At 69.1% G+C, this 24,269-nt stretch carries 25 protein-coding genes, 1 tRNA gene and 1 pseudogene; 14 read left to right on the forward strand and 13 right to left on the reverse strand.

What is annotated here, in order from left to right:
* The first annotated feature begins 147 nt into the window (after window positions 1-147).
* Complete coding sequence (locus KU887_RS01295; RefSeq protein ID WP_006491875.1) at window positions 148-441, forward strand: H-NS family nucleoid-associated regulatory protein; 294 nt, start codon at window positions 148-150, stop codon at window positions 439-441.
* A 256-nt stretch (window positions 442-697) separates the two neighbouring features.
* Window positions 698-1,855: a cation diffusion facilitator family transporter gene (locus tag KU887_RS01300; protein ID WP_006497446.1), complete on the forward strand. Its 1,158-nt coding sequence runs from the start codon at window positions 698-700 to the stop codon at window positions 1,853-1,855.
* 51 nt (window positions 1,856-1,906) lie between these two features.
* On the opposite strand, the gene KU887_RS01305 is transcribed toward KU887_RS01300, so the two are convergent.
* The 3 genes from KU887_RS01305 to KU887_RS01315 form a co-directional block, all read right to left on the reverse strand.
* Complete coding sequence (locus KU887_RS01305; RefSeq protein ID WP_006477376.1) at window positions 1,907-2,377, reverse strand: Lrp/AsnC family transcriptional regulator; 471 nt, start codon at window positions 2,375-2,377, stop codon at window positions 1,907-1,909.
* 79 nt (window positions 2,378-2,456) lie between these two features.
* Entirely contained in the window at window positions 2,457-3,116 is a 660-nt protein-coding gene (locus KU887_RS01310; RefSeq protein WP_006483674.1) for an exonuclease, read from the reverse strand.
* Window positions 3,113-3,757, reverse strand: coding sequence for an MBL fold metallo-hydrolase (locus tag KU887_RS01315; protein ID WP_006483678.1), 645 nt, complete (start codon window positions 3,755-3,757; stop codon window positions 3,113-3,115). The genes KU887_RS01310 and KU887_RS01315 overlap by 4 nt, the downstream gene beginning before the upstream one ends.
* A gap of 655 nt (window positions 3,758-4,412) precedes the next feature.
* Between KU887_RS01315 and KU887_RS01320 the strand changes: the two genes are divergently transcribed.
* Entirely contained in the window at window positions 4,413-5,024 is a 612-nt protein-coding gene (locus KU887_RS01320; protein WP_006483675.1) for a septal ring lytic transglycosylase RlpA family protein, read from the forward strand.
* A gap of 78 nt (window positions 5,025-5,102) precedes the next feature.
* On the opposite strand, the gene rsmI is transcribed toward KU887_RS01320, so the two are convergent.
* Window positions 5,103-5,990, reverse strand: coding sequence for a 16S rRNA (cytidine(1402)-2'-O)-methyltransferase (gene rsmI / locus KU887_RS01325; protein WP_006483673.1), 888 nt, complete (start codon window positions 5,988-5,990; stop codon window positions 5,103-5,105).
* Between the two features lie 46 nt (window positions 5,991-6,036).
* On the opposite strand from rsmI, the gene KU887_RS01330 reads away from it, so the two are divergent.
* The 5 genes from KU887_RS01330 to KU887_RS01350 all read left to right on the forward strand — a co-directional run bounded on the left by KU887_RS01330 (window position 6,037) and on the right by KU887_RS01350 (window position 8,495).
* Window positions 6,037-6,465, forward strand: a complete 429-nt coding sequence (locus KU887_RS01330; RefSeq protein ID WP_012492275.1) for a YraN family protein — start codon at window positions 6,037-6,039, stop codon at window positions 6,463-6,465.
* Window positions 6,466-6,591: 126 nt separating this feature from the next.
* Entirely contained in the window at window positions 6,592-7,176 is a 585-nt protein-coding gene (locus tag KU887_RS01335) for an SIS domain-containing protein (protein ID WP_006497445.1), read from the forward strand.
* 17 nt (window positions 7,177-7,193) lie between these two features.
* Entirely contained in the window at window positions 7,194-7,994 is an 801-nt protein-coding gene (locus KU887_RS01340) for a BON domain-containing protein (RefSeq protein WP_006483342.1), read from the forward strand.
* Entirely contained in the window at window positions 7,991-8,353 is a 363-nt protein-coding gene (locus tag KU887_RS01345; protein WP_006497443.1) for a c-type cytochrome, read from the forward strand. Before KU887_RS01340 ends, KU887_RS01345 begins: the two co-directional genes overlap by 4 nt.
* Window positions 8,354-8,419: 66 nt before the next feature.
* Window positions 8,420-8,495 (forward strand) — tRNA-Ala (locus KU887_RS01350).
* Window positions 8,496-8,585: 90 nt separating this feature from the next.
* Here the strand turns inward: KU887_RS01350 and KU887_RS01355 are convergent.
* The 3 genes from KU887_RS01355 to KU887_RS01365 form a co-directional block, all read right to left on the reverse strand.
* Complete coding sequence (locus KU887_RS01355; protein WP_034201874.1) at window positions 8,586-9,983, reverse strand: enolase C-terminal domain-like protein; 1,398 nt, start codon at window positions 9,981-9,983, stop codon at window positions 8,586-8,588.
* Window positions 9,984-10,045: 62 nt separating this feature from the next.
* A complete protein-coding gene (locus KU887_RS01360; protein WP_006497441.1) occupies window positions 10,046-11,386 on the reverse strand; it encodes an MFS transporter in 1,341 nt (446 codons plus the stop codon).
* A gap of 214 nt (window positions 11,387-11,600) precedes the next feature.
* Window positions 11,601-12,575, reverse strand: coding sequence for a LysR family transcriptional regulator (locus KU887_RS01365; RefSeq protein ID WP_124633764.1), 975 nt, complete (start codon window positions 12,573-12,575; stop codon window positions 11,601-11,603).
* A gap of 40 nt (window positions 12,576-12,615) precedes the next feature.
* On the opposite strand from KU887_RS01365, the gene KU887_RS01370 reads away from it, so the two are divergent.
* The 3 genes from KU887_RS01370 (at window position 12,616) to KU887_RS01380 (ending at window position 15,468) form a co-directional block, all read left to right on the forward strand.
* Window positions 12,616-13,347 (forward strand): glutathione S-transferase family protein, encoded by a 732-nt coding sequence (locus tag KU887_RS01370; RefSeq protein ID WP_034201105.1) that lies wholly within the window; start codon window positions 12,616-12,618, stop codon window positions 13,345-13,347.
* Window positions 13,348-13,482: 135 nt separating this feature from the next.
* On the forward strand, window positions 13,483-14,115 hold the full coding sequence (locus KU887_RS01375) for a DUF2239 family protein (protein WP_006497438.1): 633 nt from the start codon (window positions 13,483-13,485) through the stop codon (window positions 14,113-14,115).
* Between the two features lie 15 nt (window positions 14,116-14,130).
* Complete coding sequence (locus tag KU887_RS01380; RefSeq protein WP_080323087.1) at window positions 14,131-15,468, forward strand: carotenoid oxygenase family protein; 1,338 nt, start codon at window positions 14,131-14,133, stop codon at window positions 15,466-15,468.
* Between the two features lie 13 nt (window positions 15,469-15,481).
* On the opposite strand, the gene KU887_RS01385 is transcribed toward KU887_RS01380, so the two are convergent.
* The 4 genes from KU887_RS01385 to KU887_RS01400 are packed head-to-tail and all read right to left on the reverse strand — an operon-like array spanning window position 15,482 to window position 19,742.
* Window positions 15,482-16,648 carry an ABC transporter permease gene (locus KU887_RS01385; RefSeq protein ID WP_006497436.1) on the reverse strand — a complete coding sequence of 389 codons (1,167 nt, stop codon included), beginning with the start codon at window positions 16,646-16,648 and terminating at the stop codon, window positions 15,482-15,484.
* Window positions 16,649-16,656: 8 nt separating this feature from the next.
* Complete coding sequence (locus KU887_RS01390) at window positions 16,657-17,811, reverse strand: ABC transporter permease (protein ID WP_212268167.1); 1,155 nt, start codon at window positions 17,809-17,811, stop codon at window positions 16,657-16,659.
* A gap of 21 nt (window positions 17,812-17,832) precedes the next feature.
* Window positions 17,833-18,531, reverse strand: a complete 699-nt coding sequence (locus KU887_RS01395; RefSeq protein WP_006484506.1) for an ABC transporter ATP-binding protein — start codon at window positions 18,529-18,531, stop codon at window positions 17,833-17,835.
* A 5-nt stretch (window positions 18,532-18,536) separates the two neighbouring features.
* Window positions 18,537-19,742 (reverse strand): efflux RND transporter periplasmic adaptor subunit, encoded by a 1,206-nt coding sequence (locus KU887_RS01400; RefSeq protein ID WP_258252441.1) that lies wholly within the window; start codon window positions 19,740-19,742, stop codon window positions 18,537-18,539.
* A 359-nt stretch (window positions 19,743-20,101) separates the two neighbouring features.
* Between KU887_RS01400 and KU887_RS01405 the strand changes: the two genes are divergently transcribed.
* Window positions 20,102-20,335 carry a hypothetical protein gene (locus tag KU887_RS01405; RefSeq protein WP_006494172.1) on the forward strand — a complete coding sequence of 78 codons (234 nt, stop codon included), beginning with the start codon at window positions 20,102-20,104 and terminating at the stop codon, window positions 20,333-20,335.
* 80 nt (window positions 20,336-20,415) lie between these two features.
* On the opposite strand, the gene KU887_RS01410 is transcribed toward KU887_RS01405, so the two are convergent.
* On the reverse strand, window positions 20,416-21,186 hold the full coding sequence (locus KU887_RS01410; protein ID WP_034201101.1) for a Mut7-C RNAse domain-containing protein: 771 nt from the start codon (window positions 21,184-21,186) through the stop codon (window positions 20,416-20,418).
* A gap of 96 nt (window positions 21,187-21,282) precedes the next feature.
* On the opposite strand from KU887_RS01410, the gene KU887_RS01415 reads away from it, so the two are divergent.
* Both KU887_RS01415 and KU887_RS01420 read left to right on the forward strand, forming a co-directional pair.
* Window positions 21,283-22,152, forward strand: a complete 870-nt coding sequence (locus KU887_RS01415) for an NAD(P)-dependent oxidoreductase (protein WP_006489509.1) — start codon at window positions 21,283-21,285, stop codon at window positions 22,150-22,152.
* A gap of 74 nt (window positions 22,153-22,226) precedes the next feature.
* Window positions 22,227-22,862, forward strand: a complete 636-nt coding sequence (locus KU887_RS01420) for a LysE family translocator (RefSeq protein ID WP_006489505.1) — start codon at window positions 22,227-22,229, stop codon at window positions 22,860-22,862.
* 91 nt (window positions 22,863-22,953) lie between these two features.
* Here the strand turns inward: KU887_RS01420 and KU887_RS01425 are convergent.
* Window positions 22,954-24,236 (reverse strand): annotated as a pseudogene (locus KU887_RS01425) (MFS transporter).
* Between the last annotated feature and the right edge of the window lie 33 nt (window positions 24,237-24,269).

Consider the following 24,269-nt stretch of genomic DNA (forward strand, 5'->3'; position numbering starts at 1 on the left):
ACAATGGGTCTCGGTATTTTCATGAATCTCGCTTCTATCAAATCTTTTTTGTGCTAATCTCTGCCTTCGAAAATCCGAGGCACATATATTTCATGAATGGTGAGCTGGCTGCAGACCGGCGCCATTGGTCAGATAGAAAGGGAAACTATGTCTTCTTACAAGGACCTGCTGGCCCAGCGGGAGAAGCTGGAGAAGCAAATCGAAGAAGCGAAGTCGCGTGAATACGCTGAAGTGCTGAATGACGTGAAGCAGAAAATTGCCGACTACGGCTTTTCGCTCGCCGAACTCGGTCTCAGCCGCGCGAAGGCCGGCAAGGTCGGTCGTCCGCGCGCAGGCGTGGCGGCAAAATACCGCGATCCGGAAACGGGCGCGACGTGGTCGGGCCGTGGCAAGCCGCCGCGCTGGATCGCCGGCAAGAACCGCGAACAGTTTGCGATTTAAACGTTCGTTTAGGTTGCCCGCTCTTCAAAAGAGCCGCGTGTCCGTCGAGGAGCGCGGCTTTTTTGTTTTCCGGGCGCCGGCGGCCCGCTCGACGCCGTCATAAAAATGTAAGAAACGCCGTGTGAATGAAAATGCGACACGTTCGTATAAGCGGTTGATTTAAATGAGAAATTTGTGGGTATTGGAAGGGCTTGCGGGGCGCTTTTGATAGAATTGCGTATCGCACACCGATGCGCACACCGATATCTCATATTTCATGTCTACGTTTTCCGGCGACGCGCAGAGCGCAGATAAGCACGCAGTTGCGCGCAAGAGCACGCTCGTCAGTATTGTCCTGAATGTCGTGCTTGCGACATTTCAGATCGTCGTCGGCGTGATTGCGCATTCGCAGGCATTGATTGCTGACGGTGTGCATTCGATTTCCGATTTGATCTCGGATTTTGTCGTGCTGGTTGCGAATCGGCATAGCGGTGCCTCGCCGGATGCCGACCACAATTACGGCCATAGCCGCTACGAGACGGTCGCGTCGCTGTTTCTCGGCGCGATCCTGATTGCAGTCGGTATCGGCATGCTCTGGCGTGCCGGCGATCGCCTCGTTAATCTCGAAAACATTCCGGCCGTGCATTTTTCCGCGCTGATCGTTGCGCTGACGGTGCTCGTGTCGAAGGAAGCGCTGTTTCGCTACATGCTGCGCGAAGCGCGGCGCGTACGCTCGGCGATGCTCGTCGCCAACGCGTGGCATGCACGTTCGGATGCCGCGTCGTCGCTCGTCGTCGCGATCGGCATCGTCGGCAGCCTGGCCGGCGTGCGGTTGCTCGACCCGATCGCGGCCGCGATCGTCGGCTTCATGGTCGCGCGCATGGGCTGGACGTTCGGCTATGACGCGTTGCAGGACCTCTCCGACCGCGCGCTCGATACGGCCGACACGGCCGAGATCCGCGCGCTGCTCGCCGCGACGCCCGGCGTGCGCGACGTGCACGACCTGCGCACGCGCAAGATGGGTGATGCCGCGCTCGTCGATGCGCACATCCTCGTTGATCCGAAGATCTCCGTCTCCGAAGGGCACTACATAGCCGAGACCGCGCGGGCGCGCGTGCTGTCCGACCCGCGCGTGCTCGATGCGCTGATCCACGTCGACCCGGAGAACGATGCGGCGCGCCGTCCGGCGCTCGCGCTGCCGCCGCGCGGCGAGCTCGCGGCGCGGCTCGAGGCCGCGCTCGCGCAGCGCGGCCTGCGCGCGGCGGCGATCAACCTGCATTACCTGAGTACGGGGCTCGAGGTCGACGTGACGCTCGACAGCGATCCGCACGACACCGATGCGGCGCTGGCCGGCCGGCTCGACATCGAGACGCTGAAGCGCGAATTCGGCGCGCGCCGGATCGGCTTCACGCGCACGTTGCCCGCGCGGACGTGACCGGCAACCGGCAACCGTGAACGCGGCCCGCCGCGGGGGCGGGCCGGCGCGTTACAGCGGCAGTTGCGTGTCGAACTTGATTTCGCGCAGCACGACGCTCGTGCGCACCTGCGACACGGCCGGGATCTTGAAGATGCGCTCGTGCAGGAACACGTCGTAGGCCTTGATGTCCGGCGCGACGATCTTGAGGATGTAATCGGCTTCGCCGGTCGTGCTGTAGCACTCGGTGACTTCCGGGCAGGTCGCGATCTCGCGCTCGAACTGCTCGACGCCGCCTTCGTTGTGGCGCGTCAGGTGCACGTGCGCGAGCGCGCAGACGTGCAGGCCGAGCTTCTCGCGATCGAGCAGCGCCGTATAGCGCTGGATCACGCCCGACTGTTCCATGTCCTTGATGCGGCGCCAGCACGGCGTGCTCGACAGGCCGACCTGGTCGGAGATTTCCTGAACGGAACGGCGCGCGTCGAGCTGCAACAGGCGAAGGATTTTTTGCGAAAAGGAATCGAGCGTCACCTGCGCCTCCATGCGGCAGCTACAACACGCTGAATGTTAGAGGGCCGGGAAAGGAAAGGCAATCTGGCGACGCGCTGTTGAGCGAGATTCGCTAATTTGCCCGCGGATCCGTGGGATTTTGTCCTGCCCCCGCGCTTTCCGACCGATCGGTATCCGACACGGCCAGGCCCGCCAGCGCGGCCTGCTGCCGGCGCAGGTCGGCGAGCATGTTGCAGAACAGCGCGCCTTGCTCGATCGCATCGTCGAGCGCGACGTGCGTGTGCGGATGATCGTCGAACCAGTGCTTCGGAAAGCGCGGCTTGATCGCCTTGCGGTACGGCAGGCCGGTCATCGCGAACGCGAGCGTCTTGATGTCGAGCGCCGACCACGAGAACGGGCAGCGCCCGGCGAAGCGCATCATGTACCAGAACATGAACGTGAAATCGAAGCCGGCCGGCATCGCGACGAACACCGGCTTGCCAGGCAGCGCCTCGACCCATTCGACGTAGGCGACCAGCGCCGCCTCGGGCGTCTGCAGATCGCGCCGGCACGCGGCCCAGGCTTCCGGCTCGGTCTTCCACCACGCTTCCTGCACCGGGTGCGCGTGCGCGCCGGGCAGCGTCTCGAGGTTCGCCGAGAACGTCGCGATCAGCTGCTTGTCCTCGGTATAGGCGGCCGACGCGAAGCTCAGCATCGAGTGCGGACCGGGAATCGGGCCGTCGGCCTCGACGTCGGTGCTGACGTAAATTTCGGGGATGGCGGTCTGGTTCATCCGAATACCTTGTCGGACACGAACGGATTCGTGCGGCGCTCGTCGCCGAACGTCGACACCGGGCCGTGGCCGGGGACGAACGTGACGTCGTCGCCGAGCGGCCACAGCTTTTCCTTGATCGAACGGACGAGGTCCTCGTGATTGCCGCGCGGGAAATCGGTCCGGCCGATCGAGCCCGCGAACAGCACGTCGCCGACGATCGCGATGCGATGCGCGCGGCTGAAGAACACGACGTGGCCCGGCGTGTGGCCCGGGCAGTGATAGACCTCGAGCGTCTCGTCGCCGAACCGCACGGTGTCGCCGTCGTTCAGCCACTGGTCGGGCTCGAAGCTGTCGGCGGCCGGGAAGCCGAAGCGCTCGCTCTGCATCGGCAGCTTCTCGATCCAGAAGCGCTCTTCTTCCTGCGGCCCTTCGATCGGCACGCCGTAGTGCGTCGCGAGCGTCTTCGCGCCCGCGCAGTGATCGATGTGCCCGTGCGTGAGCAGCACCTTCTCGACCTGCACGTTCTGCCGCGCGACTTCCTGTTCGATCCGGTCGAGATCGCCGCCCGGATCGACGACGGCCGCGCGGCCCGTCTTCTCGCAGACGAGCAGCGAGCAGTTCTGCTGGAACGGCGTGACCGGAATGAGCGTGACTTTCATGGGGGCACCGGCGGCTAAAAGGAGCGATTGTACCGGTCGCGCGTGCGGGCTGCCGGGCGTGCGATGCATGCCGTGGCGCGCGGATGCGGGCATTCCCGGAGCATGTCGATTGTTACAGCCATAGCGAGAATCAATGGTGCGTCGGGGGTGCTTTTCGAGACAAGGTTTTGATTTATGTATAATGCGCCCCATTGCGCGTGAATTTCACGCAATTCGCTGGTGTTTCGGCCCCGTTAAATGAGGCGTCCGATTCACCGTCAAGCATCGGCCGCCGGGGAGTCCGGCGGTGTATCCAGCACCGAGCATTCGGTGCTCACGTCTTGTCCGGCCGGGTGCTGCGCGCCCGCCTGCGGCCCTGCTGCCGCGCCGCCGGATGAGGCCTGTGCCGCCGTTCCTGTGCGTTGGTCGTATCGACGCGCGCGAACGTGAAGCCATGTTCGATGGCGGCATGTGGGGTCTGGTCAGGCTGTTGGGGACAGGTTGCGCCAGACGTGAAAACTAATCAGGACGGTTGCGGCCTAGACGAACGCCGCGCCCATGCTAGCCGCCTGCTCGCCTTCGAGCGGGGCGTGCACGCATTTGCCGTCCGGGCCGCATCTCTGCGTTGTGTAGCAGCGTTGTATCGATGCGGCCCGAACCAGAAGGCGACACGTCGATGAATTTACGTTTTCCGAGCCGATTCGGAACCATTGCATTGTTTTTTGCGCTGACGGGCTGTGCGGTGCCACCCAGCCAGACCACCGGCAGCGTGAACCAGAAGAAGGCGGTCGACAAGACGGCCGCTGCCGCGAAGGCGGACGACGACAAGCAGCCCCTCAGTTTCGATTCCGCGCTGGCATCGATGCCGGCGGCCGACAGCAAGGACGCGAAGAAGTCGTCGCTGGCGGACGCCGAGCCGATCGACGGCAAGGATGTATCCGATTTCCGCCAGACCGGTCGCGCATCGTGGTACGGGCGGGACTTCCACGGCCGCCGCACCGCGAACGGCGAACGCTTCAACATGAACGCGTTTACCGCCGCGCACCGCACGCTGCCGCTGTCGTCGTACATCAAGGTGACCAACGCATCGACCGGCAAGTGGGTCGTCGTGAAGGTCAACGATCGCGGGCCGTTCAAGCGCGGTCGCGTGCTCGACCTGTCGTACGCGGCGGCCAAGGTGATCGGCCTCGTGCACGCCGGCACGGGCCGCGTGAAGATCGAAGGGTTGTCGCCGCAGGAAGCACGCGAGGCCCGCGACGAAATGTTCGCGTCGATCTCGGCGAAGTAACGCGGCCAATCGTCCGCTCATGTACAAAGGGCTGCCTTCCGGCAGCCCTTTGTCGTTTCCGCGCGGCGGCGGTGCGCGTCAGCCTTCCGTGCCTTCCTTCAGCACGAGCGCACGCGCATACAACGCGTTGCGCGATGCGCCCGTCAGCGCGGCCGCGAGCTTTGCCGCGCTTTTCACCGGCACCTCTTCGAGCAGCAGCCTGAGCAGCGCGTCGTGCGCGGCGTCGTCGGCTTCGCCGCTTGCCGCCGGCGCACCTTCGACGACCAGCACGAACTCGCCGCGCTGCCGGTTCGCGTCGCCGGCGAGCCAGCCCTGTCCTTCGGCCAGGGTGCCCTGGAACAACTGCTCGTGTAGCTTGGTGAGTTCGCGCGCGATCAGCAGCCGGCGCGCGGGGCCGAATGCGTCGGCGAGCGCGGCGACGGTTTCGGCGATCCGGTGCGGCGCTTCGTAGAACACCAGCGCGTACGGGTGCGACACCAGCGCCTGCAGCGCGCTCGCGCGCTGTTTCGCCTTCGGCGGCAGGAAGCCCGCGAACGTGAACGCGCCGGCCCAGTCGCCGGCCACGCTGAGCGCGGTCACGGCCGCGCTCGCGCCAGGCAGCGGAACCACCGCGAAGCCGGCCGCGCGCACGGCGTCGACGAGCCGCGCGCCGGGGTCCGAGATGCCCGGCGTGCCGGCGTCCGACACATAGGCCACGCGTTCGCCGCCGCGCAGCAGCTCGATCACGCGCTGCGCGGCTTCGCGTTCGTTGTGCTCGTGCACGGCGACGAGCGGTTTCGAGATCCCGTAGCGGGCGAGCAGCTGGCCCGTGTTGCGGGTGTCTTCGGCCGCGATGCGGTCGGCGAGGCCGAGCACGTGCAGCGCGCGCAGCGTGATGTCGGCCGTATTGCCGATCGGCGTGGCGACCACGTAGAGCGTGGCGTCCGGGTAGTGCTGCGTATGCGCGAGTTCGAGGAGGGCAGTCATGGCAGGCAATGCACGCAATCGCGGCACGAGCGGAACAAGGACGGCATTGTGCCACGCGGCGCCGGCGCGGCCGGAGGGCGCGCGCGGTCGGCCGCGTTCGGGCGACAACTTTTCCGGCGCGGCGCGATCCAAACCGGTCGGCGCCGCGTTCGAGCAGCGCGCGCGGCAGTTTCTCGAGCGTCACGGTCTGGGGTTCGTCGCCGCGAACGTGACGATGCGCGGCGGCGAGCTCGATCTCGTGATGCGCGAGCCCGACGGCATGCTCGTGTTCGTCGAGGTGCGCGCGCGGCGCAGCACCCGGCATGGCGGCGCGGCCGCGAGCGTCGGCTGGCGCAAGCGGCGGCGTCTGGTCGCGGCCGCGTTGCAGTTCTGGTCGCGGCACGGCGCCGGTGCCGCGTGCCGTTTCGACGTCGTCGCGTTCGAGGCCGGCCGGCTTGCGTGGCTGCGCGACGCATTTCGTACCGACGACGCGTAGCGGCGAGCTGTGACGAGATGTAAAGAGTTCTTGCCGGACCCCCGGAGAGGGCGCCGGAGTACGGTAAACTCGCCGCACCCACGATGTCGCGCGAGTGGTGCCACGCGCCCAGTTCACCAGGAATCGATGTCAGTCGAACGTATTCAGCAACAATTCCGCGACAGCGCCGCGCTTCATGCCGAAGCGGCCGACGCGCTGTCGCTGCCGATCGCAGCCGCGGTCGATGCGATGTTCGCCGCGCTGGCGAACGGCAACAAGATCGTCGCGTGCGGTGACGGCCCGTCGGCCGCCGCCGCGCAGTACCTCGCCGCGTCGCTCGTCGGCGGTTTCGAGCGCGAGCGTCCGGGCCTGCCCGCGATCGCGCTGGCCACCGACGCGTCGCAGGCCGGCCTCGCCGGCGCGGCCGCCGCCGAGCAGTTGTTCGCGCAGCAGGTGCGCGTGCTGGGCCAGACGGGCGACATCCTGCTGGTGCTCGATGCGGGCGGCGCATCGCCGCGCGTGCTTGCGGCGATCGATGAGGCGCACGAGCGCGAGATGACCGTCGTCGCATTGACGGGCGGCAACGACCACACGGTCGCGGCCGCGCTGTCCGACACCGATATTCCGATCAGCGTGCCCGCCGTTCGCGCGGCGCGCATCCACGAAGTCCATCTGCTGACCATCCACAGCCTGTGCGACGGCATCGACGCGATGCTGCTGGGTGAGGATTGAACGAAGGAGAGCCGTCGATGAATCAAAGCCGCGTCAAACAGACGCTCGTCAGAACCACGCTGCTTGCTGCGCTGACGGCGGGCCTCGCCGTGTCGCTGCAGGGCTGTGTGCTCGGGGTCGTGGGGGCCGCGGCCGGCGGCGGCGCGCTGATCGCGACCGATCGCCGCACGCTCGGCGCGCAGACGGAGGATCGCGAGATCCAGGTCAAGTCGCTCACGCAGATCAACAACGGGCTGCCGGACCAGTCGCACGTGAACGTGACGGTGTTCAACCGCCGCGTGCTGCTGACGGGCGAAGTGCCGAACGATGCGTCGAAGCAGCGCGCCGAGGAAATCGTGCGCGGCATCAACAACGTGAACGGCATCGTCAACGAGCTGTCGGTCGAGCCGGCGTCGTCGCTGTCGTCGCGCGCGAACGACTCGTACCTCGAAGGGCGCGTGAAGTCGGAGCTGATTGCGACGAAGGGCATCTCGGCGAACTACTACAAGGTCGTCAGCGAACGCGGCAATCTTTACCTGATGGGCCTCGTGACGGTGGACGAAGGCAATCGCGGCGCGGAAGCCGCGAGCCAGGTGCCGGGCGTCGAGAAGGTCGTGAAGGTGTTCCAGTACGTGAAGCCGCAGGACGCGCAGGCGCTGCAGGACGCGTCGCCCGCGAGCGGCGCCTCCGGCGCGCAGGCGGCTGCCGCACCGGCGGACAACGCGACGGTCGGCGCGGTGCCCGACGCGTCGGTGCAGTCCACGCCGCTGCAGCCGCCCGCGCCGATCTCGAATTCGTCGAGCGTGCATCCGGGCAATCCGAAGGCGAAGGCGCAATGACGGGCATGCAGATCAAATCGATGAAACGCCGGATGGTGCAGGGCGCCGCGGCCGCGGCGCTCGTGGCCGGCACGCTGGGCGCCGCGCATGCGGACGTCGGCGACGGCCTGAAGGTTGCGCGCAGCAACGCGTGCATGGGCTGCCATGCGGTGGACCGCAAGCTCGTCGGCCCGTCGTTCAAGGATATCGCCGCGCGTTACAAGTCCGATCCGCAGGCCGTCGCGAAGCTGTCGAAGAAGGTGAAGGACGGCGGCTCCGGTGTGTGGGGCGCGATTCCGATGCCCGCGCATCCGCGCATGAGCGACGCCGACGTCCGGTCGGTGGTCGAATGGGTGCTGGCTGGCGCGCCGTCAAAGTAACGCGTCGGGGGTGACGTAACCCCTATTGCCAAGCGCGGAAATGCGTGTGTATGATGATTGACTGTTGGGGCGGTAGCTCAGCTGGGAGAGCGTCGCGTTCGCAATGCGAAGGTCGGGAGTTCGATCCTCCTCCGCTCCACCAACGGAATTCGAAAGGCCCGATCGCGAGATCGGGCCTTTTGTTTTACCGTGGCGACCGCGGCCTGTTGCTCGACCGTCTCGCCACCCCGCCCTAGACCCGCCCCAAACTCGGCCGCTTCGGGTCATACGTCCACCCCGGCACCAGATACCGCATCGCGACCGCATCATCGCGCGCCGTACCACCCACCGCGTTGTACAGCGCATGCGCGGCCTCGACCTGCGCGATGTCCAGCTCGATGCCGAGCCCCGGCCGTTCGGGCACGGCCACCTTGCCGCCGACGATCGCGAGCGGTTCGCGCGTGAGCCGCGCATCGCCTTCCTGCCAGATCCAGTGCGTATCGATCGCGGTGATCGTGCCGGGCGCGGCCGCCGCCGCATGCGTGAACATCGCGAGCGACACGTCGAAGTGGTTGTTCGAGTGCGAACCCCACGTGAGTGCCCAGTCGCGGCACAGCTGCGCGAGCCGCACCGAGCCCTGCATCGTCCAGAAATGCGGATCGGCGAGCGGGATGTCGACCGCCTGCAGCCGCACCGCGTGATCCATCTGTCGCCAGTCGGTCGCGATCATGTTGGTCGCGGTCGGGATCCCCGTCGCGCGGCGGAATTCGGCCATCACCTCGCGGCCCGAATAGCCGCCTTCCGGCCCGCACGGATCTTCCGCGTACGCGAGCAGGTGGCCTTGCCCGCGGCACAGCGCGACGGCCTCGTCGAGCGACCACGCGCCGTTCGGGTCGAGCGTCGTGCGCGCGTCGGGAAAGCGCGTCTTGATCGCCGCGATCGCTTCCATCTCGTCGGCGCCGGCCATCACGCCGCCCTTCAGCTTGAAATCGGCGAAACCGTAGCGCTCGACCGCGGCTTCGGCCTGCCGCGCGATCGCGGCCGGCGTGAGCGCCGCCTCGTTGCGCAGCCGGAACCACGGGTCCGGCGCCTGCGCCTCGTCGCGATACGGCAGATCGGTGCGGCGCCGGTCGCCGATGTAGAACAAATACGCGAGCATCGGCACCGCGTCGCGCTGCTGACCTTCGCCGAGCAGTGCCGCGACCGGCACGTCGAGGTGCTGGCCGAGCAGGTCGAGCAATGCGGCTTCGATCGCGGTGATCACGTTGTCGAGCCGCAGGTTGATCTCGTGCGGCTGGCGCAGCACTGCCGCCTCGCCTGCCGACGTCACTTCGTGGCGGATCGTGCGGCCGGCACCGGCGCCTGCGCCGGACAGCGCCGCGCGCACCGCGTTGAGCGTCGCCTGGTAGCGCCCGATCGACTGGCCGACGACGAGATCCGTCATGCGTTCGAGCGCGTGGCGGATGCCTTCGCCGCCCGGTACTTCACCGACGCCCGTGTGCCCGCTGCTGTCGTCGAGGATCACGAGGTTGCGCGTGAAGTACGGCGCATGCGCGCCGCACAGGTTGAGCAGCATGCTGTCGCGGCCGGCGACGGGAATCACCTGCATGCGCGTGACGCGCGGGGTGCCGGCACGGCTCGGTTCGGACATCGGTTCGCTCCTGGTTTCGGTGGCGTGCGGGCCGCCGGACCCGCCGGCGCGGCCCGCGCCGTTCATTGAAGCTCGACGCGGCGGATCTCGCCGACGACGAACAGGTAGCAGATCACGGCGACGAGCGCGTGCGCGACGACATAGACGAGCGCGCCGTTGAACGAGCCGCTGCGGTCGACGATATAGCCGATCGCGATCGGCGTCGTGATGCTGGAAAGGTTGCCGCAGGTGTTGAGCAGCGCGCCGCTCAGGCCGGCGATCTGGCGCGGCGCGGTGTCGGCGTTGACGGCCCAGCCGAGCGCGCCGAGCCCCTTGCCGAAGAACGACAGCGCCATGAACACCACGACGAGCACGTGCGAATCGGTGTAGTTGCAGACGATCATCGACATCGACAGCAGCATGCCGATCACGATCGGCACCTTGCGCGCGACCGACAGCGACCGGCCCTGCCTGAGCAGCGCATCGGACACGACGCCGCCCAGAATCCCGCCGAGGAACCCGCACACGGCCGGGATCGACGCGACGAGCCCCGCGTTGAGGATCGACATCCCGCGCGCCTGCACCAGATAGACGGGAAACCACGTGATGAAGAAGTAGGTGAGGGCGTTGATGCAGTACTGCGCGACGTACACGCCGACCAGCATCCGGTTTCTCAGCAGCGCCTTCACGTGATGCAGCGACGGGCCGCCGTCGCGTCCGCCGATCGCCTGGTCGATGTTCACGAGCGCGCCGCCTTCGGTGAGATAGTCGAGTTCCGCGCGATTGATGCCCGGATGATCCTTCGGGTCGTACATCGTGCGGTTCCACACCAGCACGAGCGCGAAGCCGAGCACGCCCATCACCGCGAACACCGACTGCCAGCCGAACGCGTGCACGAGCCAGCCCATCAGCGGCGCGAACACGACGGTCGCCGCGTACTGCGCGGCGTTGAAGATCGCCGACGCGGTGCCGCGCTCGGGCGCGGGGAACCAGGTCGACACGATCCGGCTGTTGGCCGGGAACGACGGCGCCTCGGCCGCGCCGACCAGGAAGCGCAGCCCGAACAGCAGCGCGAACGCGGCTGCACCGCCGAAGAAGCCGATCCCGCCCTGCAGCAGCGTGAACAGCGACCAGAAGAAGATGCTGAATGCGTAGACGATGCGCGATCCGAAGCGGTCGAGCAGCCAGCCGCCCGGCAGTTGCGCGACCACGTACGACCAGCCGAACGCGGAGAAGATGAAACCCATCTGCACATGCGTCAGGTGCATCGAGCGGGCCAGCGCCGGGCCCGCGATCGCGATGGCCGCACGATCCGCGTAGTTGATCGTCGTGACCGCGAACAGGACGGCCAGCACGAGCCAGCGCACGCGGGTGCGCCGGGCCGTTGCCGACGCGGACGCCGGCAGCGCGTGAAGCGGATTCATGACTCGTCTCCTCCGAAGGGCGGAAGGTGCCGTCGTGCGGCACGCGCGTCGGTGCGCGCGTTGTGTGTATCGATGCCGCCGGCGGGAGACCGGGCACCGGACGCCGAGGCAGGCGGGGCGTCCGGGCCATTCTGTCATGTCGAAATTTGCGCTTTCATGCCAATTGCTGACTTGATCGATTCAGCATTTGAATCGATCGAATGGACGCATGCGGTCACGCGCGCGCGTCGTCCGGGCCGCTGCCGTGGTGACGCGCCACGTGCTGCGCGAGAAACTCGACGGCGGCGCGCACGCCGGGCAGCTGGCCGCGCCGGTGCGGCATCAGCAGCGTCGTCGTGACGGTGCCGGCGCACCAGCCGGGCAGCACGCGCACGAGCGTACCGGACGCGAGCGCGGCGCCGGCGATCCAGTCGGGCAGGCACGCGAGGCCGAGGCCGGCCGTCGCCGCCTGCAGCAGCAGCGTCGATTCATCGGCCTGCAGCCGCAGGCGCGGCGTCACGTCGACGGCGTCGCCGCCGCACTGCAGCCGCCACGGCTGCGGGCCCGGGTGGAGCCCGTCGTGCTGCGCGAGATCGGCCGGCGTGTCGGGCGTGCCGGCCCGCGCGAGATAGGCCGGCGCGGCCACGACGACGATCGGGGACGCCGCGAGCGGCCGTTGCACGAGCGCGGAATCGGGCAGCGGCGCGAAATGGCTGCGCACCGCGATGTCGAAGCCTTCCTGCGCGATGTCGACGAGTCGGTCGCTCGCATGAATCTGCAGCAGCAGCTTCGGGTGCGCGATCGCCAGCGCCGGCAGGCACGGCGCGAGGATGTGCTGCGCGACCGGCACCGAACTCGTGATCCGCACGACGCCGGCCGGCTCGGCGGCCTGCCGCAGCACCGCGTCGCGCGCGCTGTCGGCCTCGATCACGGCCGCGCGCGCATGCTCGAAGAATTCGGCGCCGACCGGCGTGAGCCGGAAGCTGCGCGACGTGCGATGCACGAGCCGCGCACCGAGCGTGCGCTCGAGCTCGGCCACGCGCTTGCTGACCGTCGATTTCGGCAGGTCGAGCCGGCGTGCGGCCGCCGACATGCTGCCGGCATCCACCGCCTGCACGAACAGGTAGAGATCGTTCAGATTCACTTCCAGCGTCCACATGAAGAAACGAAGGGTTTCGATTTTAGCGGCTACTGCGTCATCGTTCGTCATGGGAGCATGACGGCTCGTTCAACTTTCACGGAATGTCCCGATGTCTCCGATCCTTCTCTACGGTATTCCCGCCGGCTGCTCGTTCGGCTCGATCGTCGCGCTCGAATGGACCGGCCGCCCGTACCGGCTGTCGCGCATCACGATGCCGGGCGCCGTGACGAGCGACGCGTTCCTCGCGCTGAACCCGGTCGCCGAAACGCCGGCGTTCGTCACCGCGAACGGCGACGTGCTGACCGAAAGCATCGCGATCCTCGGCCATATCGGCGCGCAGGCGCTCGACAGCGGCCTCGCGTTTCGCCAAGGCAGCGCGGCGTTCGACCGGCTGAACCGGATGCTGGCGTGGCTGAACACGACGTTCTTCAACGCGTTCGGCGCGCTCTGGTACGTGTACGAACACGACACCGAAGGCGCCGAGAAAGCGGCGCTGCAGGCGTACGGTCGCGGCAAGGTGCTGAAGGCGCACCGTCAGCTCGAAGCGCTGCTCGAGCGCGGCGAAGGCCCGTGGCTGCTGGGCGCGCGGCGCACGCTGGCCGATGCGTACTTCACCGGGATCGCGCGCTGGGCCGACTATCACGCGGTGTTCGAGCCTGATGCGTTCCCGCGCGTCGCCGCGCTGCGCGCGCGGCTCGCCGACGATGCCGGCGTGCAGTTCGCGCACGCGATCGAGGAAAACCTGCCGCCGCCGGCGTCGTCGGCGTTCGAAGGGCATGTGTCGCTCGACGACGCGCTGGCCAGCGCGCGCGGCATCGTGGTGTCGGCGCGGGCAGCCTGACAGGCGGCACCGGCCACGCGCGCGGCCCGGCAGGGTGGAATCCCGAGGCAATATTTCTACCCGGATAATATTGACATCCAATTAATACCCGGATAAAAATAGCGTCATTCCGATTCCAGCCTGCGGGCGACCACGATGACCTCTTCCACACTCCTTCCTTCGTACACGGCCTTCGACGGCCACCGGCGGCTCGCGTCGGGTCCGCTCGCGACGGTCGCGCTTGCCGTCCGGCAGGCGGCCGGCGACGCGATGCCCGGCACGATCCTGATCTTCGACGACGCGACGGGCCGCTCGATCGACCTCGACCTGCGCGGCACGGCGGACGACATCCGCGCGCGCTATGCGGCACCGGCGGCCGACGCGTCCAGCGGCGCTGGCGAACCGGCAGGCGCTGGCGCTGCCGAACAGCGCGGCCGCGGCCGGCCGAAGCTCGGTGTGGTGTCGCGCGAGGTCACGCTGCTGCCGCGTCACTGGGAATGGCTCGGCGCACAGCCGGGCGGCGCGTCGGTCGCGCTGCGCAAGCTCGTCGAGGACGCGCGGCGCACGCACGCGGCGGCCGACCGGCAGCGCGACGCGCAGGCGCGCGCGTATCACTTCATGTCGGCGATGGCGGGCGACCTGCCCGGTTTCGAGGAAGCCGCGCGGGCGCTGTATGCGAACGATGCGGCGCGGCTGGCCGAGCTGATCGCCGGTTGGCCGGACGACGTGCGCGACCATGCGCTCGCGCTGGCGCGCGGCGATCTGCCGCCGGCCGCCGAAGACTGCTGACGGAGCGCCGACGCGATGACCGTATTCGACCTGAACCGCGGCGCGCTCGCGCCGGTCGCCGACGAAGTGGACGTCGTCGAGCTGCGCGTGACGGGCGCCATTCCGCGCGAACTCGACGGCACGTTGCTGCGCAACGGCCCGAACCCGCCGGGCGGCCGCTTCGACGGCAACGACATGCTGTCGTGGTGGCCGGAGGCCGCGATGCTGCATGCGATCGCGTTCGACGACGGCCGCGCGGCCGGCTACCGGAACCGCTGGGCGCGCACGCGGCGCTGGGCGGCCGTCCACGCGCCCGGGCAGGCGCCGCAGCTGCCCGACACCAATCCGAACGTGAACGTGCTGCAGCATGCGGGCGAACTGCTCGCGCTGGCCGAGGGCGGTGCGCCGCTCGCGATCACTGCCGCGCTCGATTCGTTCGGCGCGCCGACGCGGCACGCGGGCATCGACGGCGGGATGACCGCGCATCCGAAGGTCGACCCGGTGACCGGCGAGCTGATCCTGTTCCGTGCGGACTGGCGCGCACCCTGGCTGCGCTACGGCGTGATCGACGCGACGGGGGTGACGCGCGTCGACGTCGAGATCGAACTGGGCGCGCCGGCGATGATGCACGACCTCGCGATCACCGAAACCCGCAGCCTGCTGCTCGACCTGAACGTCGGCTACGACTTCTCGCTGCTGCAGCGGGGCCACCGGATGCCGCTGCGCTGGCACGACGACCGGCCCGCGCGCATCGGCGTGCTGCCGCGCCACGGCGGCGACGTGCGCTGGTTCGGCGTCGAGCCGTGCTTCATCCAGCACGTCGTGAACGCGTACGACTGCGACGCGTCGTGCATCGTGCTCGACGCGGTGCGCTATCCGTCGTTCCTGCGGCTCGACGCGCGCACGGGCCGCTTCGCCGACAACCCGGTCGGCGAGCTGTGGCGCTACGTGATCGATACCGCGAACGGGCTGATCGACGAAGGGCCGCTCGCCGACGGCGGCATCGAGCTGCCGCGCATCAACGAAAGCCGCACGGGGCGCCGCTACCGCTATCTGTACGCGGTCGAGCAGCCGAACAACGCGGAAATGCGCGGCGTGATGCGCTTCGACCACGCGCGCGGCACGACGACGCACTACGCGGTGCCGGCCGGCGACCAGAACGGCGAGCCGGTGTTCGTGCCGCGCCCGGGCGGCGCCGACGAGGACGACGGCTGGCTGCTGGTGATGGTCTACCGCGCGGCGACGGATACGAGCGACGTCGTGATCCTCGATGCGCGCGCGATCGACGCGGGGCCGGTCGCGACCGTGCACCTGCCGCGTCGCGTGCCGGCCGGGTTCCACGGCGCGTGGGTGCCGCGCGAACGTCGAGCGTGAGCGGCGGCGCGCGTCACTGCGCGCGCAGCGCGTCGACGATCTTCAAGCGCGCGGCGCGCATCGCCGGCAGGAACCCGCCGACGAGCCCCATCACGAGCGAGAACACGAGCGTCTTCACGACGATCGCGGGCGTCAGCACGAAGCGGAACGACAGATCCGAGAAGGTCTGGAAGTTGGTCGTCGAGAACGACGCGAACTGCATCAGCGACGCGCACGCGAGCCCCGCGACGCCGCCGACGAAGCCGAGCAGCAGCGCCTCCAGCAGGAACGCGACGAGCACGCTGGTGCGCTTGAAGCCGAGCGCGCGCAGCGTGCCGATCTCGGCCACGCGGTTCGCGACCGACGCATACATCGTGATCATCGCGCCGATCATCGCGGCGATCGAGAAGATCGTCGACAGCGTGATGCCGAGGATGTTGATGAAGGTCGACAGCGCCTTCGACTGGTCGCCGTAGAAGGTCTGCTCGCGCTTCGCCTCGTCGGTCAGCCGCGGGTCGACGTCGATGTCGGCCTTGAAGCGCGCGAAGCCGTCCGCGCTCGGGATGCGCAGCACCATCGACGAATAGCTGGTGCGCCGGAACGACTGCATCAGCTGGTCGACGTCGCCCCAGATCTCCGAATCGAAGCCGCTGCCGCCCGCATCGAAGATGCCGACGATGGTCCAGTCGCGCTGCGCGAAATGCAGGCGGTCGCCGAGCTGCGTGCCGCTGAAGCCTTTCGCGATCGCGCTGCCGACGACGATTTCCGACGAGCCGGGCGCGAACGGGCGGCCGGCCACGAGCTTCACGTGCGGACGCAGCGCGAGGCCGGCCGGCGATACGCCGCGGATCACGACGTTCGACGGCTTGCCGGTCGACGTCTTCACGAGCGAGATCAGCACAACGGCTTCCTTCGACACGAGCGGCCGGCCGTCGGGGCCGAGCGCGACGGCCGGGTGCATCTCGAGCGCGTTGGCCTGCTGATGGTCGATCGAACTCTGGATCTCGGTCTCGGCGCCCTTGCGGATCACCACCGCGTTGTCCGGTTCGCCGGTCGACACGAGCGTTTTCGTGAGTCCCGCATCGAGCATCTGCACCGTCGCGAACACGAAGATCACGAGCGCCATCCCGCCCGCGGTGAGCGCGGTGGTGAGGCGCCGGGTCCACAGGTTGCGCGCGATGTAGGTGAGCGGGATCGCCATGCGCGCCTCTAGCCGATCGCCCGCAGGCCTTCGACGACGCGCACGCGCGCGGCCTGCCACGCCGGCACGAGCGCGGCCGCGAGGCCGACCGCGACCGAGCACGCGGCCTGCAGCGCGATCGTCTCGGTCGACACCTTGAACACCGGGAAGATGCCGCCGGCCGCCTGCTTGAACAGGCTCGCGGCGGGCGGCGTCGCGAGGATGCCGAGCCCGCCGCCGGCCACCGCGATCACGACCGATTCGCCGAACACGATCAACGCGAGGAACCCGGGGCCGAAGCCGAGCGCCTTCAGCGTCGCGTATTCGGCCGTGCGCTCGCGGGCGCTCATCGCCATCGCGTTGGCCATCACGGCCATGATGATCAGAATCACCACGTACGACACCAGGCGGATCGCCGCGATGATCTGGTTCGACATCGCGACGAAGCCGAGCTGGAACGCCTGCTCGGTCTCGGTCAACGTTTCGGCGAGCGAGTTCCTGAACACCGCGTCGACGTTGCGCGCGATCGACGCGCCGTCGTCGGGGTTCGCGACGCCGAGCACGAACACGCCGACCTGGTCGGCCTGCCTCGGCGTGCGCTTGCGCACCGTCTCGTTCAGGTAATCCCAGTGGAACACCAGCTGGCGCGTGATCGTCGAATCGTCGCGGCCGTCGAGAATGCCGCGCACGACGAAATCCCACGTGCCCGGATAGATCGTGCCCTTCAGCGGAATCACGTCGCCGACCTTGAAGCCGAACTGCGTCGCGAGCTGGCGGCCGACGAGGCAGCCGCGGCGGTCGCGGTTGTAGTCGGCGCGCTGTTGCGCCGGCAGGATGAATTCCGGGTACAGGTCGAGATAGTTCTCCGACACCGCGAAGCTCGCGAAGAAGTTCTTCGGGTCGCGATAGATGCCGCCGAACCAGTTCGAGCGGACCACGGCCGTCACGCCGTCGACGCCGCGGATGCGGTTCTCGTAGCTGACCGGCAGCGGAAACACCAGCGAGATCGCGTTGCGCGTGACGAGCCGCCCGCTGGACGCGGCCGCCGCGCCCGCGTACCACGCGTCGACGACGGTGTGCAGCAGCCCGAACGCGAGCACTGCGATCGTGAGCCCGAGCACGGTCAAGAGCGTGCGCAGCCGGTGCCGCAACGCGTTGCGCGCGATCAGCTTCAGCACATACATCGCGCGCGCTCCCGCCGCCGGTCAGCCGGCGTGCCCATCGATCAGCTCCCCTTTTTCCAGATGGACGAGCGAGCGCGCGGCGCCGGCCGCATGCGCGTCGTGCGTCACCATGATGATCGTCTTGCCGAGTTCGGCGTTCATCCGCTGCAGCATCGCGAGCACGTCGGTGGCCGACGCGCGGTCGAGGTCGCCGGTCGGCTCGTCGGCGACGATCAGCACCGGATCCGTGATCAGCGCGCGCGCGATCGCGACGCGCTGCTGCTGGCCGCCCGACAGCTCGGACGGGTAATGGCTCGTGCGATCGCCGAGATTCACCATGTCGAGCACCAGCTCGACGCGTTCGCGCCGCTCGCGGCGCGACAGGTGTGTGAGCATCAGCGGCAGCTCGACGTTCTCGAACGCGGTGAGCACGGGCATCAGGTTGTAGAACTGAAAGATGAAGCCGACGTTCGCCGCGCGCCATTCGGCCAGTTGCGCCTCGGCGAGTTGCGAGATGTCGAGGCCGCCGACGCGCAGCTCGCCGCTGTCCGGCCGGTCGATGCCGGCCACGAGGTTCAGCAGCGTGCTCTTGCCGGAGCCCGACGGCCCCATCAGCGCGACGAAATCGCCTTCGCCGATGTCGAGCGTGATGTCGGTCAGCACCGGCACGATCTGGTTGCCGCGCCGGTACGACTTCGCGACGTGGCTGAGCTCGACGAGGGGCGGCGGGGCGTCGTTCACGCGCGCTACTTCTTCGCGACGGTCACTTTCGCGCCGTCCTTCAGCTTCGCGTCCGGCGCGAGCACGACCGTGTCGCCCGGCTTCACGCCGCGCACCGCGACCAGCTCGCCGATCCGCATGCCGTGCGTCACGGCCACCGCGTGCGCGCTGTCGTCCTTCACGACGAACACGACCGGCCGGCCGTCGCGCTCGACCACCGCGCTCGCCTGCACGGCCGTCACCGGCTGCCGGTCCTGCGGTGTCGCGGGTTTCGACAGGAATGCGATCTTCGCGCTCATGTCGGGCAGCACGCGCTCGTCGCGGTCGACGAAGCGCACCTTCACGAGCACGGTGGCCTTCGAGCGGTCGACGGTCGGCACGATGCGCGACACGCGGCCCGCGAAGCGCATGTCCGGCAGCGCGTCGAGCTGGATCTCGCACGGCTGCTCGGCGCGGATTTTCGCGATGTTCGATTCGGCGACGTCGGCCTCGACCTCGAGCGTGTCCATGTCGGCGATCGTCACGACCGCGCCCTTGCTGTCCGACGCGGACGAGAACGGCGTGATGTTGTCGCCGACGTTCGCATGCTTCGCGAGCACGATGCCGTCGAACGGCGCGCGGATCACCGTCTGGTCGACCGCGACCTGCGCGGCCTGCGCGTTCGCTTCGGCCGACACGATCGCGGCCTGGTCGCTGGCGAGCGTCGCGCGCGCCTTGTTCACGCGGGCCGTGTCGGTGTCGAGCTGCGCGGCCGGCACCGCGCCCTTCGGCGCGAGCGCGGACGTGCGGCGCAATGCGATCTCGGCGTCCTTCAGTTCGGCCTGCGCGACGCCGAAGTTCGCGCGGGACACCTGCACCTGCGCGCGCGCCTGCGCAAGCGACGCTTGCACGTCGTTGCTTTCGAGCCGCGCGATGATCTCGTCCTTCTTCACGCGTGTGCCTTCGAGCACGCCGAGCCATTCGACGCGGCCCTGGCCCTTCGACGCGACCGCGGCCTTGCGCTGCGGCACGACGTAACCGGTCGCATTGAGTTGCGTGTCGTTCTGGTACGGGTAGGCGGACGTGACGGAGGTGGTGTCGACGGTCGGCCGGCCGGTGAGGGCGAGGCCGGCGACGATCGCGACGACGATCAGCGCGGCGGCGACCGCATAGCGCGCCCAGCGGCGCCGGCGCGGCACCGGGGCGATCGGACGCCGGTCGATTTTCAGTTTGTCCAGATTGTGGTCGGGCAATTTGAGCGCCTCGAGACGGCGGGGGTCGTGTGACCGGCCGCGATCCGGTTTCCGGGAAAGGGACGGATGGACGCCAGTATAAGCGTCGCTCCGGCGCCGCGCGAGCCGGTTTGCGGCGCCGTGCGGCGGCGGCCCGTTGGGCCGGCCGGCGCCGGCCGACAAGCCCGCCCCCGGGGAAACCCGAGGACGCAAGCAACGTGTCAACTTGCCGCGAAGGCGGTGCGTTATGGAACCAGTGCGTCAGGTTTTGTCGCGACGGCACGGCGCAAGCCGTGCCATGCGGCCTGGGGCTCCGATGCGAATGCCTCGCATCTTTAATTACCGGTACGTTTGATTTTTTCTCCGCTAAAGGAAGAACAATGAAGAAGACGCTCGCTTCGATCATCGCCGCAGCATTCGCTCTCGCATCGGTTTCGGCATTCGCACAGGCGTCCGCGCCGGCAGCCGACACGTCGGCCGCCGCTCCGGCACCGGCCAAGAAGGATCACAGCAAGCCGAAGCACCAGCTGAAGCACCACGGTTCGAAGAAGGGCCAGGCGAAGGCTGCAGCCGCATCGGCCGCCGGCACGAACGACGCAGGCACGCAGAACTAAGCGGTTCTGCCGCCACGGCCGGCGTTGCCGGCCATCGGTCGGCCAGCCCCGCATGCTTCGGCATGCGGGGTTTTGTTTTTTCAGGCACCGGATTCACCCGGTTCGTCGGCCCGGACGGGCGGCGGCGCGCGCATCGCGTCGACCACCGCGCGCATGCGCCGCCAGTGCGAGCCTTCCCAGAACACGCGCCGGCACACGTCGCACGCGGCGAAGCGCCGGTGCCGCAGCCGGACGCCGGCCGGCACGCGCGGCGCGGCGGCGGCTGCATCGAGCGGATGCAGCGGCGCGTTGCAGCGCAGGCACAGCCGGAACGGTCGCATGTGCGGCGCGAGATCGAGCCGCTCGAACAGCTCGTGCAACTGGTCGGCCGGCCGCTGCGCATGCAGGTAGCAGCCGCGCACGACCGCACGCCGCTTGAGCAGCTCGCGGTCGCGCGTCAGCACGATCCGGTTCTCCCGCTCGGCGAGCGCCGCGAGTTCGTCGTCGCGGTAGTGGTTGTCGTAGCAGGTGTCGAACCCGGCGAGGCGCAGCAGTTGCGCGAGGCCGCCGAGATGCGCGTCGGCGACGAAGCGCCATGCCGCCGGTGGCGGCCCCGTTGCACCGTGGGCCGCCGGCCCGGCGCGTTCGGGCAGGACTTCGACACGGTCGCCGTCGTCGAGCGGCCGGTCGAGTGCGGCCGGCGCGTCGTTCACGTACAGCCGGCCGATTTCGGTGTGCGGGACGCCGAGCGCCTCGATCGCATGCTTGACCGTCGCGTCGCGGGCGCATGCGTGCGCGAACGCCCGGTCGCGCTGCGGGCGCGCGAGAAAGGCGTTCAGTTCGCCGTGAAAGCGGAAGGTCGCGGTCGCCATCCGTGCAGTATCGCACCGCGCCCGGCCGGCGGCAGGCGCTGCAGACCGCCGGCATCTGTGTTTAACTCGCGGCTTCACGGAGCGAAGGAGCAGGACATGGATCTCGGGTTTATCGGGCTGGGCGAAATGGGGCAGGCGATCGCGACGAACCTGCTGAAGGCGGGTCACACGGTGCGGGTCTGGAACCGGTCGCGCGAGCGGGCCGAGCCGCTCGCGGCATTCGGCGCGCAGATCGTCGACACGCCGGCCGACGCGTTTCGCGGCGACGCCGTGTTCTCGATGCTCGGCGACGATGCGGCCGCGCGCGCGGTGTTCGACGATGCGCTGCTGGCCCAGGCGCCGCGCGGGCTGATCCACGTGAACATGGCGACCGTGTCGGTCGCGCTCGCCGAATCGCTCGCGCACGCGCATGCGTCGCGCGGCATCGACTATGTCGCCGCGCCGGTGATGGGCCGGCCCGACGTCGCGGCCGCCGCGCGCCTGACCATCATGGCCGGCGGCCCGGCCGAGGCGATCGACCGCGTGCAGCCGCTGTTCGACGCGATCGGCCAGAAGACCTGGCGCTTCGGCTCGCTGCCGCAGCACGCGAACGTCGCGAAGATCGCCGCGAACTTCACGCTCGCGTCGGCGATCGAGACGCTCGGCGAGGCGTCCGCGCTGCTCGGCGCGCACGGCGTCGCGATGCGCGATTTCCTCGACGTGATCACCAGCAGCGTGTTTCCGGGGCCTGTCTACGAAGGCTACGGCGCGATGATCGCCGAGCGGCGCTACGAGCCCGCGCGCTTCAAGGCGCGGCTCGGGCTGAAGGATGTTCGCCTCGCGCTGGAGGCGGGCGACGCGACGTCGGTGCCGCTGCCGGTGGCGAGCGTCGTGCGCGACAGTCTGCTCGACGCGCTCGCGCATGGCGGCGGCGACCAGGATTTCGCGGTGCTCGGCGAGGCCGCGCTGCGCCGCGCCGGCCGCTGACCCGCGACAGGAACGCGGTGCGCACGGCATAATCGCGTTCGGTTTTCCTCCATTCATTTCAGGCAGAGGCAGTCATGAATTTGCATACGTGGTGGCTTTTCGTGGCGACGGTGTTCGTCGTGTCGGCGATTCCGGGCCCGAACATGCTGCTCGTGATGACGCACGGCGCGCGGCACGGGCTGCGGCGCTCGTCCGCGACGATGGCCGGCTGCCTGAGCGCGCTGGTGCTGATGCTCGCGGTATCCGCGGCGGGCCTCGGCGCGGTGCTCGAGGCATGGCCGGCGATGTTCAATGGGTTGCGCTTCGCGGGCGCGGCCTACCTGATCTATCTCGGCGTGAAGGCATGGCGCGCCCGCGTGGACGACACGCCGGCGGCCGACGTCGATGCCGTGTCGCACGGGGCGTCGGCGTCGCGCGCGGTGCTGTTCCGCAATGGCTTCCTGGTCGCGGGCAGCAACCCGAAGGCGATCCTGTTCGCGGCCGCGCTGCTGCCGCAGTTCATCAACGCGGCCGAGCCGACGCTGCCGCAGTTCGGCATCCTCGTCGTCACGTTCGCGGTGATCGAGGTGAGCTGGTATCTCGTCTACGCGTCGTTCGGCACGCGTATCGGCGCCACGTTGAAGAGCCAGAGCGTCGCGAAGGTGTTCAACCGGCTGACGGGCGGGCTGTTCGTCGGCTTCGGCGCGATGATGGCGCTGGTCCGTCACTGATTCCCGGCCGGCTCCGGCGTACCGAACGCCCCGTCCCTTGCAAGAGGGCGGGGCGTTCGGCTTTTGGAAGCCGCTTCACCGCGTTGCCTGCTCACGCACGCGGCCGATCCAGCGCCGCCGCGCCGGCCCCGCGTCCAGCCACCAGCCCGAACACGGCGTCGCGCCGGCGAACGCGAACCCGACACCGCATACCGCGCTCCAGCCGCCCCATGCCCATGCACTGCCCGCGAGCGCCGCACCCATCGCGCCGCCGCAGAAGAACAGCCCGACGAATAGCCCGTTCAGGCGTCCGCGCGCGGCCGGGTTCAGCAGGTTGATCTCGCGGCGGCCGATCGTCTGGTCGACGATGACGCCCGCATCGAGCAGCGCCGCGCCGCCGGCCAGCAGCGCGAGCGCGACGCCGCGATGCGCATGCGCATCGAAGCCGAACCAGCCGGCGCCGGCGACGCCGAGCACGACGAGCGCCGCGAGCATCGTGCCGTGCGCGAGCCGCTGCGCGGCCGGGCCGTGGCCGCGGTCGCCCGCGCGGCCGGCGAGCGGCGTGACGATCGCGCCGCTCGCGCCGGCGAACGCGAACAGCGCAATGCCGTGCAGGTCGAGCGCGAACGGCGGCTGCGCGAGCCGCAGCCCGACGGCGGTCCAGAACGCGCTGAACGCGGCCATCGCGAGCGCGGCCGACAGCGCATGCCGGCGCAGCACCGGCTCGTCGGCGAGCAGGCGCCCCATCGACGCGAGCAACGCGCGGTAGCCGGCCGTGATCGACGGCGTGCGCGCCGGCAGGCGCAGCGCGAGCACGACGGCGATCGCCGCGTTCGCGAGCGCGGCCAGCAGATAAAACGCGCGCCAGCCGGCCGACCCGGCGATCAGGCTCGCGAGCGGCCGCGACAGCAGGATCCCGAGCATCAGCCCGCTCATCACGTTGCCGACCGCGCGGCCGCGCTGCGCTTCGGGCGCCATCGACGCGGCCATCGGCACCAGCATCTGGATCACGCTCGACGCGGCGCCGGCCACGAGCGTCGCGAGCAGGAACACGGTGCCCGACTGCGTGAACGCGGGCAGCGCGAGCGCCGCCGCGCAGACGGCGAGCGTCGCGACGATCAGCCGGCGGTTCTCGAGCAGGTCGACCAGCGGCACGAGCAACGCGAGTCCGGCCGCGTAGCCGAGTTGCGGCAGCATCGCGACGAGGCCGGCGAGACCGGGCGGCAGGTGCAGGTCCGCGCTGATCGGGCCGGTCAGCGGTTGCGCGGCGAACAGGTCCATCACGATCACGCCGACCGTCGCGGCGAAGAACAGCGTCATGCCGGTGCTCAGCGCGGGCGGCGCGGCGACGGACGGGGAAACGGGGGCGGAGCAACGGTGGGCAGGGCAGTTCATCGGAAGCCTGGAAGGAGATCGAAGGAACTCCCA

The organism is Burkholderia sp. EMB26 (genome assembly GCF_024730645.1).
GTDB classification, from domain to species: Bacteria; Pseudomonadota; Gammaproteobacteria; order Burkholderiales; family Burkholderiaceae; genus Burkholderia; species Burkholderia cenocepacia.

Coding starts and splice junctions, on each gene's coding strand:
- rsmI (WP_006483673.1), bottom strand. CDS start 5,990: ATGACTGCCCTCCTCGAACTCGCGCATACGCAGCACTACCCGGACGCC.
- KU887_RS01340 (WP_006483342.1), top strand. CDS start 7,194: ATGAATCAAAGCCGCGTCAAACAGACGCTCGTCAGAACCACGCTGCTT.
- KU887_RS01415 (WP_006489509.1), top strand. CDS start 21,283: ATGGATCTCGGGTTTATCGGGCTGGGCGAAATGGGGCAGGCGATCGCG.
- KU887_RS01310 (WP_006483674.1), bottom strand. CDS start 3,116: ATGAACCAGACCGCCATCCCCGAAATTTACGTCAGCACCGACGTCGAG.
- KU887_RS01375 (WP_006497438.1), top strand. CDS start 13,483: ATGACCTCTTCCACACTCCTTCCTTCGTACACGGCCTTCGACGGCCAC.
- KU887_RS01370 (WP_034201105.1), top strand. CDS start 12,616: ATGTCTCCGATCCTTCTCTACGGTATTCCCGCCGGCTGCTCGTTCGGC.
- KU887_RS01365 (WP_124633764.1), bottom strand. CDS start 12,575: ATGACGAACGATGACGCAGTAGCCGCTAAAATCGAAACCCTTCGTTTC.
- KU887_RS01300 (WP_006497446.1), top strand. CDS start 698: ATGTCTACGTTTTCCGGCGACGCGCAGAGCGCAGATAAGCACGCAGTT.
- KU887_RS01360 (WP_006497441.1), bottom strand. CDS start 11,386: ATGAATCCGCTTCACGCGCTGCCGGCGTCCGCGTCGGCAACGGCCCGG.
- KU887_RS01385 (WP_006497436.1), bottom strand. CDS start 16,648: ATGGCGATCCCGCTCACCTACATCGCGCGCAACCTGTGGACCCGGCGC.
- KU887_RS01320 (WP_006483675.1), top strand. CDS start 4,413: ATGAATTTACGTTTTCCGAGCCGATTCGGAACCATTGCATTGTTTTTT.
- KU887_RS01305 (WP_006477376.1), bottom strand. CDS start 2,377: ATGGAGGCGCAGGTGACGCTCGATTCCTTTTCGCAAAAAATCCTTCGC.
- KU887_RS01405 (WP_006494172.1), top strand. CDS start 20,102: ATGAAGAAGACGCTCGCTTCGATCATCGCCGCAGCATTCGCTCTCGCA.
- KU887_RS01315 (WP_006483678.1), bottom strand. CDS start 3,757: ATGAAAGTCACGCTCATTCCGGTCACGCCGTTCCAGCAGAACTGCTCG.
- KU887_RS01410 (WP_034201101.1), bottom strand. CDS start 21,186: ATGGCGACCGCGACCTTCCGCTTTCACGGCGAACTGAACGCCTTTCTC.
- KU887_RS01420 (WP_006489505.1), top strand. CDS start 22,227: ATGAATTTGCATACGTGGTGGCTTTTCGTGGCGACGGTGTTCGTCGTG.
- KU887_RS01295 (WP_006491875.1), top strand. CDS start 148: ATGTCTTCTTACAAGGACCTGCTGGCCCAGCGGGAGAAGCTGGAGAAG.
- KU887_RS01390 (WP_212268167.1), bottom strand. CDS start 17,811: ATGTATGTGCTGAAGCTGATCGCGCGCAACGCGTTGCGGCACCGGCTG.
- KU887_RS01355 (WP_034201874.1), bottom strand. CDS start 9,983: ATGTCCGAACCGAGCCGTGCCGGCACCCCGCGCGTCACGCGCATGCAG.
- KU887_RS01335 (WP_006497445.1), top strand. CDS start 6,592: ATGTCAGTCGAACGTATTCAGCAACAATTCCGCGACAGCGCCGCGCTT.
- KU887_RS01345 (WP_006497443.1), top strand. CDS start 7,991: ATGACGGGCATGCAGATCAAATCGATGAAACGCCGGATGGTGCAGGGC.
- KU887_RS01380 (WP_080323087.1), top strand. CDS start 14,131: ATGACCGTATTCGACCTGAACCGCGGCGCGCTCGCGCCGGTCGCCGAC.